The sequence below is a fragment of the Pseudanabaena sp. UWO311 genome, assembly GCF_006937785.1.
Lineage (GTDB): Bacteria > Cyanobacteriota > Cyanobacteriia > Pseudanabaenales > Pseudanabaenaceae > Pseudanabaena.
On the sequence record NZ_SJEE01000002.1, the window covers coordinates 288,924 to 304,183 of the forward strand.

General features: G+C 41.3%; 12 protein-coding genes. 3 read left to right on the forward strand and 9 right to left on the reverse strand.

The features are described 5' to 3' along the window. Positions 1–40: 40 nt before the first annotated feature. The 7 genes from PseudUWO311_RS03160 to sufB form a co-directional block, all read right to left on the reverse strand. Complete coding sequence (locus tag PseudUWO311_RS03160) at positions 41–2,197, reverse strand: transglycosylase SLT domain-containing protein (protein WP_142653622.1); 2,157 nt, start codon at positions 2,195–2,197, stop codon at positions 41–43. 137 nt (positions 2,198–2,334) lie between these two features. After that, a complete protein-coding gene (sufD, locus tag PseudUWO311_RS03165) occupies positions 2,335–3,720 on the reverse strand; it encodes a Fe-S cluster assembly protein SufD (RefSeq protein ID WP_142653623.1) in 1,386 nt (461 codons plus the stop codon). Continuing rightward, entirely contained in the window at positions 3,720–4,502 is a 783-nt protein-coding gene (gene sufC / locus PseudUWO311_RS03170) for a Fe-S cluster assembly ATPase SufC (protein ID WP_142653624.1), read from the reverse strand. The genes sufD and sufC overlap by 1 nt, the downstream gene beginning before the upstream one ends. Before the next feature lie 119 nt (positions 4,503–4,621). Then, positions 4,622–4,951 (reverse strand): hypothetical protein, encoded by a 330-nt coding sequence (locus tag PseudUWO311_RS03175; RefSeq protein ID WP_103670049.1) that lies wholly within the window; start codon positions 4,949–4,951, stop codon positions 4,622–4,624. Positions 4,952–4,973: 22 nt separating this feature from the next. After that, entirely contained in the window at positions 4,974–5,321 is a 348-nt protein-coding gene (locus PseudUWO311_RS03180) for a papain fold toxin domain-containing protein (protein WP_103670050.1), read from the reverse strand. Between the two features lie 2 nt (positions 5,322–5,323). Beyond that, the gene (locus PseudUWO311_RS03185) at positions 5,324–5,716 is read right to left on the reverse strand and encodes a hypothetical protein (RefSeq protein ID WP_142653625.1); all 393 of its coding nucleotides are present in this window, start codon (positions 5,714–5,716) and stop codon (positions 5,324–5,326) included. A gap of 153 nt (positions 5,717–5,869) precedes the next feature. Next, positions 5,870–7,306 (reverse strand): Fe-S cluster assembly protein SufB, encoded by a 1,437-nt coding sequence (gene sufB, locus PseudUWO311_RS03190; RefSeq protein WP_103670052.1) that lies wholly within the window; start codon positions 7,304–7,306, stop codon positions 5,870–5,872. Between the two features lie 205 nt (positions 7,307–7,511). Between sufB and sufR the strand changes: the two genes are divergently transcribed. Together sufR and PseudUWO311_RS03200 are read left to right on the forward strand one after the other, a co-directional pair. Beyond that, entirely contained in the window at positions 7,512–8,204 is a 693-nt protein-coding gene (sufR, locus tag PseudUWO311_RS03195; RefSeq protein ID WP_142653626.1) for an iron-sulfur cluster biosynthesis transcriptional regulator SufR, read from the forward strand. A 189-nt stretch (positions 8,205–8,393) separates the two neighbouring features. Beyond that, positions 8,394–8,630 (forward strand): NifU family protein, encoded by a 237-nt coding sequence (locus tag PseudUWO311_RS03200; RefSeq protein WP_103670054.1) that lies wholly within the window; start codon positions 8,394–8,396, stop codon positions 8,628–8,630. Between the two features lie 39 nt (positions 8,631–8,669). Here the strand turns inward: PseudUWO311_RS03200 and PseudUWO311_RS03205 are convergent, their stop codons facing one another. Continuing rightward, entirely contained in the window at positions 8,670–12,887 is a 4,218-nt protein-coding gene (locus PseudUWO311_RS03205; protein ID WP_142653627.1) for a response regulator, read from the reverse strand. 265 nt (positions 12,888–13,152) lie between these two features. Next, the gene (locus tag PseudUWO311_RS03210; protein ID WP_142653628.1) at positions 13,153–13,767 is read right to left on the reverse strand and encodes a Yip1 family protein; all 615 of its coding nucleotides are present in this window, start codon (positions 13,765–13,767) and stop codon (positions 13,153–13,155) included. Between the two features lie 84 nt (positions 13,768–13,851). On the opposite strand from PseudUWO311_RS03210, the gene aroA reads away from it, so the two are divergent. Next, the gene (aroA, locus tag PseudUWO311_RS03215) at positions 13,852–15,189 is read left to right on the forward strand and encodes a 3-phosphoshikimate 1-carboxyvinyltransferase (protein ID WP_142653629.1); all 1,338 of its coding nucleotides are present in this window, start codon (positions 13,852–13,854) and stop codon (positions 15,187–15,189) included. Positions 15,190–15,260: the final 71 nt, after the last annotated feature.

Here is a 15,260-nt window from a genome sequence, read left to right on the forward strand (position 1 = left end):
AGGCAAAGTGACCGTATAGCAGTCACTTTGGACTTTAGTTTTAGAACTTAGATGAGGCATTGATATTATTAGGCTGTTCTAAGGCTGTAATCTGTTGTTGTATTGAAGGAGAATACAACCGCAGATAGTTCCAATAGTTACCTAAAACCTTGGACACATAATCTCTAGTCTCATCGTAGGGAATATTATTCACAAACTCATCAGGATCTCCCAAGCCTCTTGATTCTACCCATCTACCGATCGCACCAGGGCCTGCATTATAGCTAGCAACTGCAAGCATGGAGTTATCACTAAAGCGGCTGTGAGTATAGTCCAGATACCAAGTTCCAAAATTGATATTATCTTCAGGTCTATCCAGATTATAGCTATTCACTCCCTTTTTGCTAGCAATCCATGAGCCTGTATCTGGCATAATTTGCATCAGACCGATCGCCCCTGAACGTGAACGAATTTGAGCTTCAAATCGAGACTCTTGACGCATCAAACCAATGACGAGAGCTGGAGAGAGTTTGCGATCGCGAGACCAGTTTGAGATGATATCCCAGTAATGAAACGGATAGAGTGAGTGTATATATGCGGGATGCTGCTTGAGTTGGGCAATTTCGGCTTTTTGAGAATTGGGAACATCAATCCAATTTAAGCTTTCTAGAGTTTTAATTCCAATCAAGTTATCTAGATTAGCAACACGCAAAACACCATCAGTAAAGATTTCCTTTGGTTCAAGATTTCGCTTACCACGCAATTCTGTCAACCATTGAGATTGCGCATCACGATCTAGTCCGAGAATATATAACTCTTGTAGTTTCGCCGAACCTGCTGGCAAAGATACCCTAGCACTAGGTATTGCGATCGCTGGTGCAACGTAACGTGCTGTAGTGAAGGTTCCCACATTCCATCCAAGAGAACTCGCCGATCGCCACGCGAAATAGGAATCAGGGTGTTGACGAATCGCAAACTCAAAAAACTTCTTAGCTTTAGCTTTATCGCCAATTTGATTAGCCCATTTACCTGCCCAGAAGCTCGCTTCGGCTGCGGAGGTACTGTCAGGACTATTGGCTATCAATGCATCAACCGTGGCGATCGCATTCTTGATCTGTCCGCCACGCCCTTGACCTTTAGCAATACGCCAACGCAATTCGCCAGCATCATTACTACTGCCATAGCGACTTATCAATAAATTACGAACGTCGCTTGCGGATTTGGGGCTATCTAGTTTATCTTGCAAGATGGCAGCCTTAATGCCTAGGGCTTCGCCTGCGGTATCAGGATAGCTTGTTACAATGCGATCGGTTGCCGCGATCGCCGCTTCAGGCGAGTCAATCTGCGTAATCCGAATTAGAGCGCGAGGAGCTTGGGGGCTTTGAGGAAATTGCTGGACAACGCGGTTATAAGCTGCGATCGCGTTGTCGAATTGTTTGCCACGATGCAGGCTACGAGCGTAATTGTATGCAGTTATAGGATTTACAGTTGCACGAGCGTAGGCATTGGCAGCTCTGCCAAATTCAAACTTATTGTAATAGCCATCAGCGATCGCCCACCATTGGTCTGATGTGAGTGATGGTGAACTAGCCACTAGACGATTTAAAATCGGGACAATCTCTTTGTAATCACTAAAATAAGTCGCTAGATGCGCCATCAGATCAACTCGATTTGGATCTTGGGCTAGTAGGCGCAGTGTGACTTCTTGCGATCGGGGATGAGCAGGAAATTTTTGTAAAAGCTGTTGATTTTGTCCTAACGCAAACATTGCTTCAGCAGATGCAGGACTATCAGGGAACTTAGCTAACAGTTGCTCCCAAGTTGCTTTTGCTGCTTGGAGATCGCGCAGTTGGGTTTGAGCCTGTGCGCGTTTGAGCAAAACATAATCGGCTAAAACTGGATACTCTGTTTCCAATTTATCAAGAGCGGCGATCGCTTCGCGAGGCTTGCGGTTGTTGAGATGAATATCCGCAATTACTAAACGAGCACGAACACGATTTGTATCGGTACTATCAGAATTTTGTTGTTTGGATTGAGTTTCTAATTTAGCAATCCTTTGATCAATAGGAGTATAAGTAAGTGGATCAAAGGATTGGCTGTCTCGGTTATTTCCTAGGCTTGCATTCAGAGTAATATCTGAGTCAGAAGAAGTGGTAATTAGTGGGGCGCTCGCTCCTGCTAATGTAGCACTGAGCATAAGCACGATAGACCAACGCATTAATTTTCTCATCCCGATACATTCTTGATGTTCAGCATCCTAACATTTTTCACACGATGACTTATAGCATTTTTAGCGAAGTATAGAGGAAAAAAATAAGAGACGACGCAATTGCCTCGCCTCTTATTTTTTAGGCTTCAGGCTTTTGTTTTTTCAAATACAAAATTACTAAGCGATCGCTGTACCGAAACAATCGGAATTTGGTTGATCGCCTCGGTTGCAAAAGCATAGGTTAGCAAGTTAGCGGCACTCTCAGCATCAATCGCTCGACTTTGGAGATAGAAGATTTCCTCAGCATCGAGTTGACTGACAGTCGCGCCGTGAGCGCATTTGACATTATCTGCAAAAATCTCTAATTGGGGTTTAGTGTCCACTCGCGCTTTGGGCGACAACAAGAGATTGCGGCTTAGCTGGGCGGAATCAGTCTGTTGAGCTAACTTCGCAACTTGGATTTTGCCATTAAAAACTGTATGGGAACGACCGTCAGCAATGCACTTGTGCAATTGCTTACTCGATCCGTGCGGATAGTTGTGAGCGATTACAGAATGTGTATCCGCGTGCTGTTCACCATCGACAAATGCTAACCCAGTCAGAGAAGTTTGCGTTTGTTCAGCCATTTGATGCACGATCAAATTCTGGCGAGAGATCTTCGCACCGATGCTAATCGATTGATTCTTATAGACACTATTTCGAGCTTGAGCGATCGCAGTCATATTGATATGCACCGCCTCATCACCTTGCCATTGCACCTTGGTATGATTGACCTCTGCACCTTCTGCTAGCCAAACTTCTGTTACCGTATTAGTAAAATAGGTTTGAGAATCAATTCCCACAAAAGTTTGAATAAAAGTCAAATTACTATGGCTTTCTGCAATCACCAAACAGCGCGGCTGAGTTATCAATGTTGCGCCAGCCTGTGGTGCAGATACAAACAAAAGCTGGATCGGCTTTTCGACGACTAAATTTTTGGGGACGATTACAATCGCTACATCCTGCATACAAGCTGTATTCAGGCTTGTAAAATAATCATTCGTATCGGGATGTTGAGCGAGGTGCGATCGCAGCTTTGGCAGAATGCGATCGCCAAGAGTTGCCAATGTGCCAAGAACTAAGCCCTGCGAAGCGCCGCTTGTATCTGAGAACTTCTCACTATACTGCCCATTCACAAATACAATCAGATTGACTGAAGCTTCAGGCGCTGAATGCTTAGCAACTAAAGCTTCGACATCCTCTGGCTTAGCCAGTTGATTAGCAAAAGTTAGACTTCCCAAAGACGAAACATCCGTATATTTCCATTCTTCATCTTTGGTCGTAGGGAAAGAAAGACTCGCTAGGCGATCGCTAGCCAATTGGCGAATTTCGCTCACAAACTGATCGGTGTCTTGGGCGATCGCGATCGGAGAGTTTAAACCGATCACTTGGGAAGTAAATTTCTTGCTGTCAATAGCCAATTTACTGCGGGTGCTTAATGCGCCCTTCAACTCCTGTTGATCTTCCACTTGTTCAGAAACTTGAATAGACATTATACCAACACCGCCTCTTCTTCTTTGAGCCAGTCATAGCCCTTTTCTTCTAGTTCCAGAGCCAAGTCTTTACCACCTGTGAGAATAATCTTGCCATTTTCCATCACATGAATAAAATCAGGAATAATGTAATTTAGCAAGCGCTGATAGTGAGTAATCACTAGTGAAGAATTGAGAGGAGTTGAGAGCTTATTTACACCACCTGCCACAATTCGCAATGCATCGATATCCAAACCTGAATCTGTCTCATCGAGAATGGCAAGAGTCGGATCGAGAATTGCCATTTGCAAAATCTCATTGCGTTTCTTCTCGCCGCCAGAAAAACCTTCGTTAACACTGCGACTCAAGAAACTAGGATTCATTTCTACGATCTCTAACTTTTCTTGGATAAAGTCATCAAAATCGATGATATCGAACTCTTCTAAACCTTTATGTTTTCTCAAGTTGTTATAGGACAATCGCAAGAAATCAGAATTAGTCACCCCAGGAATTTCTAATGGGTATTGAAAAGCTAAAAATATACCTTCTCTAGATCTAATTTCTGGTGCTAAATCTAATAAGTTTTCACCCTTATAAATAATCTCACCGCCTGTGACCGTATAGGCAGGATGTCCCGCTAACACTTTCGAGAATGTGCTTTTACCAGAGCCATTTGGCCCCATAATCGCATGAACTTCACCAGCCTTAATCTCCAGATTTAGCCCTTTTAAAATCTCGACTCCACCAACTTCCGCAGTCAAATTCTTGACTGATAAAATTACTTCGCTATTTTCAACAATCATTTCTATTTCTCTTAACAGCTATTTAATATTGTAGTATGTAGTGGACAGATATTGATATGAGAAGGTCGAGAAACTATGTCTTACAATTCTTTTAACACAAAGCTAAAGAAGAATTAAAATTAAACTGCGATTACATCTTCAACATGATCGCGAACTTGAAACTCTCTTAAAAATCTAAAAAACATTTCAAAACCTGTTTTTTCGTCATGACAGGACAGCATGATTAGCTTTGCCCATGAAGTAACAGATCTTACGCCTATTTTTTTTTGTAACCAAGGCTGAAACTCGTTGTAAAACGCTTCTTCTTCTTGGGTGAGTTCATCATTACTCTGGCTTCGGGCAAATTCATATCCAGCAAGAAACATAAATAGATCGCTAACGGATTGACGACCTAAATACATTCCTGAGTTTTTTTCGATTTTCTGCAAAAGTTCAAACAATCCAATCATTTTGTACCTCTCAAACAAATTATTACAAACTAGTCAGTTCCTCAACTACAAAAGCGCCACTCAGACAATCAAAATCTTTTATCCAATCTTCACGAGACAATCCTTCGGCGGACAAATTGTCAAATACCTTTCCCATGACTTCTACTCCATAATGAGTCCCATTTTCAGTTATTGATTCGTCTAACCCATAGCGATCGCTTGTCACAAAGTTTTCACTGCGACGTTTGGTTCGTAACCGCAGTATTTTTGCTTCGATGCCACGCTTTTTTAGCCAACGCATTACGGTTAACGCACATTTATCACATTCCAATAGTGGATAGTTAATTGTAATTCTACCGACCGCTTGCCAAATTTCCTCCTGTCTTTCCATAGCTAAGATAAGTTTTTTTCGGTTTCAGTCTCATCTTCTTCCATAGGAACTACAAATTTCATGTTTTTATAGAGTAAATCAACTTCTATGTTAGAAGGTAGTCTGCGACCGCCTACTTTTTCCTTGATGCGCTTTTTATCAAACAGACGTAATTGCTCAAGAAATAAGTTTCTCTCAGTCTCCAAAGCATCTATTGCCTTATTTAGTCGCTCATTGGATTCCGATGTGTTCTCATCAAATCCAAAAAATTTACTATATCGAAGATAAGTTACTTGAAATTTTTGCCTGATGAGCCACCGATAAACTTGTATACAAGAGCGAAAAGCAGATCGGCGGTAATGAAATGGTAAATCGTTTCTACGAACTATTCGCGCATGTGTATGAAAGCTGCTCATATCAACATTACATATTAGACAGAATTTTTACGGCTGATTTGACTATAAAAATTCTATCTAATTTAAAATATCTATCTCCATATAAATTATTGTATACCACTTAAAAAGCAGAGATTGTAGTCTCTTAATCGCGAGAACAAAATGGCGATCGCTTTATCCAACACTATTCTCTAGCTTTAAAGCCAAGAGCTTATCAGCTTCAACAGCAAACTCCATTGGCAATGCATTAAATACTTCTTTGCAGAAGCCGCTAATGATCATAGAGACTGCATCTTCAACTGCGATACCGCGTTGTTGAAAATAGAACAATTGCTCTTCGCCGATTTTAGAAGTTGAGGCTTCATGCTCAACTCTAGCAGTATTGTTTTGAACTTGAATATAAGGGAAAGTATTCGCTTGAGAGCAATCACCAATCAGCATTGAGTCGCATTGAGAATAATTTCTTGCGCCTTCAGCTTTGGGTGAGATTTTGACCAAGCCGCGATAGCTATTTTGAGAGCCACCAGCGGAAATACCCTTAGAAACAATTTTACTACGGGTGTTTTTGCCGATATGCACCATTTTCGAGCCAGTGTCGGCTTGTTGCTTATTATTTGTTAAAGCAACAGAGTAAAACTCGCCAACGGAGTTTTCACCAACCAATACGCAACTGGGATACTTCCAAGTAATTGCGGAACCAGTTTCTACTTGAGTCCAAGAGATCTTCGAGTTTTTGCCTTGGCACAAACCACGCTTAGTTACAAAGTTATAGATGCCGCCTTTGCCATCTTTATCGCCAGCAAACCAGTTCTGTACGGTTGAATATTTGATTTCAGCATCATCGAGGGCAACTAGCTCGACTACGGCTGCATGAAGTTGGTTGGTGTCAAACATTGGCGCTGTGCAGCCTTCGAGATAGCTGACATAGGCTCCTTCTTCAGCAACAATCAGAGTGCGCTCAAATTGCCCAGAATCGCCATTGTTAATGCGGAAATAGGTGGACAGATCCATTGGGCACTTTACGCCTTTGGGAATGTATACAAAGGAGCCATCGGTAAATACGGCAGCATTTAGAGCTGAATAGTAGTTGTCTGCGATCGGGACAACGCTACCTAGATATTTTTTGATCAGTTCAGGATATTCATGCATCGCTTCGGTGATCGAGCAGAAGATTACACCGACTTTTGCTAGATCTTTCTTAAAAGTTGTGGCGATCGAAACGCTATCAAAAATGACATCAACGGCAACATTGGTCAGACGCTTTTGTTCGTTAATGGAAATCCCTAATTTCTCAAAAGTATCCAGTAACTCAGGATCAACTTCATCAAGACTTGCTTTCTTTTTCGATTGCTTGGGTGCAGAATAATAAACGATATTTTGGTAATCGATCGCAGGATATTCGACATGCGCCCATGTTGGTTCTTGCATCTTTAACCATTGACGATACGCCTTGAGACGAAATTCCAGCATGTATTCTGGCTCATTTTTCTTAGCCGAAATCATGCGGACGACATCTTCGCTTAGACCACGAGGAATCGTGTCCGACTCAATGGATGTAACAAATCCGTATTTGTATGGTTGGTTGACAAGTGCTTGAACCGTTGCAGTCATGTCAGTCATGGCTCCTGATAATTGATGTGCAAAGTTAGTGCTTCGCGCTACCTTTGTTTGAATAAAACAACTTACTTGTTTCTTTACTAATTGTAGGTTACATTAACAACATGCAAGTTGTCAAAGTCATTTTTTTGATAACTACGCCATTTAATCGTGTCTTGCCTCTCCGCAAGAGTTAGTTGTTATCAGGAGCTGAATATTCATGAAAACTCCCATCAGTGTCGCTGACGTGGTTTCAAGTGCACCAGATCTGAAACTAGATCACAGAAATGATGCTAAAAACGATACTAAGCAGGATATTTTGCAACATTTGCTTAAGCGTGGAGAGGTGACAGCACAAGACTTAGCCGAGAAGCTGGATATTAGTCCGCAGGCAATTCGTAAGCACTTAAAGGATCTAGAAACTGAAGGACTGATATATCACACTGCCGAGCAGTTGGGTATGGGTAGACCGCAATTTATTTATGCTTTAACAACGGCAGGGCGCGATCGCTTTCCTGATAGTTATAACCAATTTGCTGTAAATTTTTTAGATACATTGATTGATACTTTAGGTAAAGAGCAAGTATCAGAGGTATTACAAAAGCAGTGGCAACGCAAAGCACAGAATTATAAATTGCAACTTGGAGGAGGTTCACTCAAGCAACGATTAGAAAAATTAGCCGAACTTCGCCGTAGTGAAGGTTATGTGACGGAATGGTTCCCTGTAGAAGGGACAGAAGGTTTTATTTTTACAGAATATAATTGTGCGATCGCCCATGTGGCTGAGTCTTTTCCCAGTGTGTGCGGACATGAGCTAGAAATGTTTGCAACCGTGTTGGATTGTTCCGTAGAACGCACACATTGGATGGTTAATGGTGAACATCGTTGTGGATACTTAATCCCAAACAATTAAAACAAGGAACCAATTTTTTGTGGCGCGGCGAAGCCGCGCCACAAAGAATTGGTTCCTTATTAAATCTCACAACCATTAGCTCTCAATTATTCTGTTAGCATAGATAGTAATAGTTATGGTTATAGAGAATGCAGCACTTAGCACCGCATTCTCTGAGCCTATAGTTTTGAGATAAATACAGGAAAAAATATGAGTTTGACTCTGACTACAGAAAATGTCGAAAATGTTTTAGATGAGCTGCGCCCTTATCTAATGTCTGACGGTGGCAATGTGGAACTTGTCGAAATCGAGGGCCCAGTCGTGCGATTGCGTTTGCAAGGTGCTTGTGGATCTTGTCCTAGCTCAGCGATGACCCTGAGAATGGGCATTGAACGCAAGTTGAAAGAAGAGATTCCTGAAATCGATGAAATCGAACAGGTTTTTTAAACCCAAATAAATAAAGGCGGCACGAAGTGCCGCCTTTATTTATTTGGATGATAAAAGAGAATTTTGAATTTGTGAAAATAGAGATTGTATTTTCTGAAACATCTCTTGTATGTTCTCTTCTTTTTGATTTTCCCCAACTTGCTGCAAATCATTAGCGATCGCTGCTATTGGAATCATACCTAAGTTACTTGATGCACCTTTGATAGAATGCGCAATTTGCGCAATCTTATGGTAATTATTCTCAGCGATCGCCTGTTCAAGTTGCGCTAAGCTTTCCGAAGTAGACTCGAAAAAAGTTTGGAGAATTTCAGCTTTAAACTCTTCGCTACCATCAGCAATACTATCTATATAAGTCCAGTCAATTAATGATAGGGATTCTGAGTTATTGGAATTTAGATCTAGGGAATTAGTATCAACATTTATGTTATCGATAATTGCCGTAGTTGCCACCTCAAAAGGGATAAGCGAAGAAGATGCGATAGCATTCTGAGCAAAAATCTTTTTCTCCCAATCAGCTAATTTTTGAGCGACATCTTCTTTGCGTATGGGTTTGCTGAGATAGTCATCCATACCACAAGCAATGCAGCGATCGCGATCTTCTTTCATCGCATTAGCTGTCATCGCCATAATCACGATTTTGCTCTTTTCTGAATCTAGCTGACGAATGACTCTTGTTGTCTCATATCCATCCATTTCAGGCATTTGGCAATCCATGAGGATGATGTCATAGTGGATGCATTCTAGGAGATTAAGTACTTCTCGACCATTGCCTACGACATCTGCATCATAGCCAAAACTACGTAGCTGATGTAAAACCACTTTTTGATTGATGGGGTTATCTTCAGCAATCAAAATTTTAAGTTTAGAAGCCTTTAACGGTAAATCATTCTCCTGAATCAATGGCACAGAGCGAAAAATTTCACTCTTAGTATCTATAGAAACTACTTCCACCAAAACATCCAACAAGCGAGACTGTTTTACTGGTTTGATAAGATAAAACTCAAACCCTAGTTCTTTAACTCGGCTAATACCACCTTGCTGGTTTAGAGATGTCAGCATAATTAATTTGAGATCTTTCAGTAAAGGATCAGCTTTGATCAATGCGCCCAGCATTTCGCCATCAAGATCAGGCATTTGCATGTCCAAAATTGCTAATTGATAGCGATCGCCTTCTTCCACGGCTGTTCGCAAAATCGCGATCGCATTAGAGGCATTTTGTAATGCATCAACCCGCATCTGCCAAGCAGTTAATTGATAAGACAAGATTTTGCAATTGGTTGCATTATCATCAACTATCAATATCCGAACATCCTTTAGATTAGCTTCTTGGCGTGGTTTAAGCTGTGCGATCGTGGCGGAAGACTGCTTCGTAAATGGTAGCCTAAACCAAAACTGTGAACCTTTGCCTTCTTCACTATCGATCCCAATCTCTCCGCCCATGAGATCGATAATTTGTTTACAAATGGCAAGTCCTAAACCAGTACCACCATATTTGCGTGTAGTCGAAGCATCGACTTGGGTGAAGGGTTGAAACAGCTTTTTCTGAGATGTAGCAGATATACCAATGCCAGTATCAATAACTCTAAATTCGATGATTGCCATCGATTCAGTTTCTGACTTGAGGGATACCTTGACGATTACTTCGCCTTCTGAAGTGAACTTAACGGCATTACTAACCAGATTGGTTAATATCTGCCTGAGACGCGAAACATCTCCACAGAGGTAAATAGGCACATTTTGATGAACTAGTGACGCAAGCTCTAGCCCTTTTGCCTGAGCAAGCATAGCAAGCAGATCAGTTACTTCCTCAACACAGGTGTTAAGGTCAAAATCAATCTCTTCTAATTCCATCTCATGAGCTTCCAGCTTCGAGAAATCAAGAATTTCATTGATTAATGTCAACAGATTTTCGCCACTAATTCTCACAGTCTCCACAAAATCTCTCTGGAGAGTAGAAAGCTCAGTATCAGCAAGCAAACCTGTCATTCCTAGTACCGCATTCATTGGCGTGCGAATTTCATGGCTCATAGTTGCGAGAAAAGAACTTTTCATCTTTGTTGCTATTTCTGCTTGATGACGAGCTTTTTCTAGTTCAATATTCTGCTGAGAGAGTTGCTCTCGGCGTAATGTTTCTTGTGCTAGTAAAGTAGCTTGGTAAAGAGCAATCCCCACTTGATTACCAAGTTCTGCCAAAAAGTTAACTTCAAAACTGTTCCAGTGCCTTGTCTCGCTACATTGGTGGACAATGAGTAGCCCCCAAAGTCGATCGCTTTCCAAAATCGGCACGACTAAGTTAGCTTGAACTTGACACTGGGACATCAATCTTTTATAACAATCGGACATATCTGAATTGGGAATATCGTCATTTATGACTTTGCGTCCTTGTCGAAAATCTTCCCATAGACCACGATAAAAGCACTCATCTCTAATATCGGCTTCCAATAGAGAGATCCAAGGTGACTCCACTGACTCAACTGCAACTGAACCTTCCCATTCACCATCAAATCGATACACAACTACCCGATCTGCTTTAAGGTACTTTCTTACTTCTTCAACAGTTGTATTTAAGATCTCGCTAACATTCAACGATTGACGAATGCGTAGAGTGATTTGAGAGAAAACTATCGATCGCCAATTCTGCAACCGTACTTCTTCTTCGACCTGTTTGCGATCGGTGATGTCAAGCCCTGATCCAATGATAAAAGCAATTTTATTTTCTGATTCAAGTACAGCCGTAGTTGACCAAGAGATTAGCCGACGCTTACCACTCTTTGTTAACCAATGATTTTCATAGGAATTGGATAAACTGCCATTAGATAATCTTGTAAAGGTCTTGCTAACTACCGCAGCTTCTTCATGCGGCAGAAAAATCTTGCAAAAATTCTGATTTCTTACTTCTTCAAAGTAATAGCCAGTTACTCTTTCACATTCACGATTAAATCTAATTATCTTGCCTTCTATATCTAATACAATTACAAGCGCACCAACTGTATCCAGCACTGTAACTGTAAAATCTCGTTCTTGCTTAAGGCTAGTTTCTAGTCGGCGACTTGTAAGTGTTTCATTGTAGACAGAATAAAACAGCAACCCAAGTATGCCTAAAGTCGAAAGCAGTGTAATTAAGGAAATATTAACAGCATTAGCAGTTGAAGATTGCTTTTTTTGAAGCCACAACGATAAATCATCCCTAGAAATATTAATTAGTTCTTCTAGTTCAGTTTCAGTAAGATCTTCAGCATCCCAAATTCTTTTCTCTAATATTAGTTTCTGAGTGGGTTTTAGTCCAGAAGATTGATAAGACTCAACAATTTCATTCGAGTCTTGCAATCCTTTGCGAAGATGTTTTAATAAGAGTGTGATCGTTTCCTGATAGTCAACCCTGCTCTTCTGACCATCCAGATTAGCTAACTGTTCTCTACTATTCTTCTGACTCAAGTACTGAAGTTTGAGGATGTCAACCTCCAATTCTGCTGCCAAAAGCTTGTATGCCTCTAAACTTTCTTGATTACCTAAAAGAAGATATGCTCCTACTGAATTTTTTAAATCACGGATTTGATTGAGTGGTTTCTGGATTTTCTCTAGTTCATCTTGTTTTTGCAAAAAATCAATATTTGATTCTTTTAAACTACTGAGATTTACATAAGAAATTACACCCATCCCAATAACGATTGAGGCGATAATTCCAGTCCAAAATGCGATCTTCTTAAGGAAGTTTTTTCCCGCAGGTTTGGTTGTTTTCGGTATAGATAAGCGACTAATTTCGTTTAAGCTACGGCGAGTTTCAATCAAATATGTTGTTTGATGACCCAGCGATTTGAGTGCGGATATTTGGTCTGCACTCAGTTCTCTTGGTTGTCGATCAATTACGCAGAGTGTACCTAAAGGATAGCCTTCTACATTTTTAATGGGGATTCCCGCATAAAAGCGAATCTTAGGCGGCCCAGTTACCAGTGGATTGCTGGCAAATCTCTCGTCTTTGTAAGTGTCAGGAATTATAAAAATTCTATCTTTTAGAATTGTATGTGCACAAAAAGTAATTTTTTTCGGTATTTCTATTTCACTGATTCCGACTTTTGACTTAAACCATACCCGCTCTTTGTCGATTAAGCTTACTAAAGCGATCGGCGTTTGACAGATATAGGCAGCTAATTTCGTAATTTCGTCAAAGCCTTGTTCTGGCTCAGTATCTAAAATATTGCACTGATACAGAGCTAAAACTCTTTCTATTTCATTCGATGGTTCTGGTGCTGAAATCATGTAAGTTTTGGTTTAGGAGTTTGGGATCAAGCTTCCCAAATCAAGATTTTTTAATTAGATATTTTTCGTTAATCCCAATTCAACTTTACTAACGCCAACACAAATGTATATCTAATATATAGCTATATAGCAATCCTAAATGGTTTGTGGAAGAGCCACCCTAAAGTGTTAACGCTTCCACAATCTTCAAAAACTATTAACAAAAATCATAGAGTTTGAGACGACGCTTTGCACCGCCTCAAACTCTATGATAATGAGACAAAAATTACAGGCTAATACTTAGTATCAACTTAAAGGTATTTCCTAGCCAAATTAAGGCAACTATGCCGCCAAATATTGCTAAAGGCACGATCGCTAAAGTTTTCCAGATTTTAATTCCTAGCGCCACTGATGCGCTCCATACTTGCCAAACGATAAACCAGATCAGCACAGCGATCGCTGCAATAACACGAAATTGAGGCGGCAGGCTTAGCGCTGGAGCCATAAATAGCCAAGGTAAACTAGCAAAACCTGTCAGGGTTAGCAATTCGCGCATCTCGATCTTTTTCTGAAAAACATTAGCTAATTGCTTGAGCAGAAAAGTAAAAAACACCCAGCCAATAAACCCACTAATCACTGACCAAATGATTCGATAAATTGCAAATTGATCGAGGCGTAAGGTTTCTAGAATATTTACTAAAGCGATTACGATCATGGCTTGCGCAAAGTTTGGATTTGCCTTGAGCTGCTCAAAAGTCAATTGGGGCAAAAATAACGTCCCATAGAGGCGATCAAGAAACGTTCCCAGATTTTGTGGCGATTGGGGATTGATGTCACTATGGGGGATGCTATCTGCGGCGATCGCATTTAAATCAGCAGGATTTGGCTCAGGGGGATTCATAAAAAGCTAGTGGTGTCGTTGATATAAGTCTAAATTTGCCGTGATTTTGTCTTAATCTAATACTAATTGCTAACTGACTTTAACATGATTGACCTCGATACTACTCAAACTCATCACCTGCTCAACATTGATGCAAGCCAATTGCCACAAGGTTTACAAGGAAGAATTACGATCCCTGGAGACAAGTCAATCTCGCATCGGGCGTTAATGCTTGGCTCTTTAGCAGAGGGCGAGACCACAATTCGCGGGTTATTGCTAGGTGAAGATCCGCGTAGTACGGCGGCTTGCTTTGCGGCAATGGGTGCGGAGATATCTGAGCTTAACTCAGAATTAGTAACGATTAAGGGGATTGGGCTGGGCAATCTGAAGGAGCCTCTAGATGTTTTGAATGCTGGCAATTCGGGAACAACTCTACGCTTGATGTTAGGGATTTTGGCAAGTCATCCTGATCGCTTTTTTACCGTCACTGGCGATAGCTCTTTGCGCTCTCGCCCCATGTCTCGCGTGGTCAATCCTTTACGGCAGATGGGAGCGAATATTTGGGGTCGGGAAAATGGAGCAAGAGCGCCACTAGCAATTTCAGGTCAAAACCTAAAAGCAATTCACTATCAATCTCCCGTAGCTTCAGCTCAGGTTAAGTCCTGCATTATGCTTGCGGGATTAATGGTCGATGGCGAGACGATTATCACTGAGCCAGAGCGATCGCGTGATCACAGTGAAAGGATGTTGGCAGCCTTCGGCGCAAAAATCACAGTTGATATTGATACAAACACTGTTGCCGTTAAAGGCGGCGCAAAACTAGTTGGACAGGCGGTGATCGTACCTGGAGATATTAGTTCGGCAGCGTTTTGGTTGGTAGCGGCTTCCATTGTTCCTAATTCCGATCTAGTAATTGAGAACGTCGGGATTAATCCAACTCGGACAGGCATTCTCGAAATTCTCACTGAGATGGGTGCAGATATTACCTATGAAAATCAACGCGAAGTTACAGGAGAACCAGTTGCTGACTTGCGTGTACGTTCTGCCAATCTCAAGGCTTGTAAAATCAGTGGTGCTGTGATTCCTCGTCTAATTGATGAGATCCCGATTTTAGCGATCGCGGCAAGCTGTGCAGAGGGAACCACTATTATTGAGGATGCTGCTGAGTTGCGCGTTAAGGAAAGCGATCGCATTGTGGCGATGGTGAAGGAAATGACGAAAATGGGTGCGAATGTGACAGAACTTCCTGATGGGATGGCGATCGTTGGTGGTAAAGCTCTTACTGGTGCTGAGGTAGAGAGCTATGACGATCATCGTGTCGCCATGAGTCTGGCGATCGCCGCTCTAGTTGCCAAGGGCAAAACTTCAATCAATCGCGCTGAGTCTGCGGCAATTTCTTACCCATCGTTTATTCCAACCTTGCAGAGTTTGTACACAAAATAAATTTTTGGAAAGTGTTGCTTTGCAACACTTTCCAAAAATTTATTGGTTCGGTTTTGAGTGTTTTGCGATGT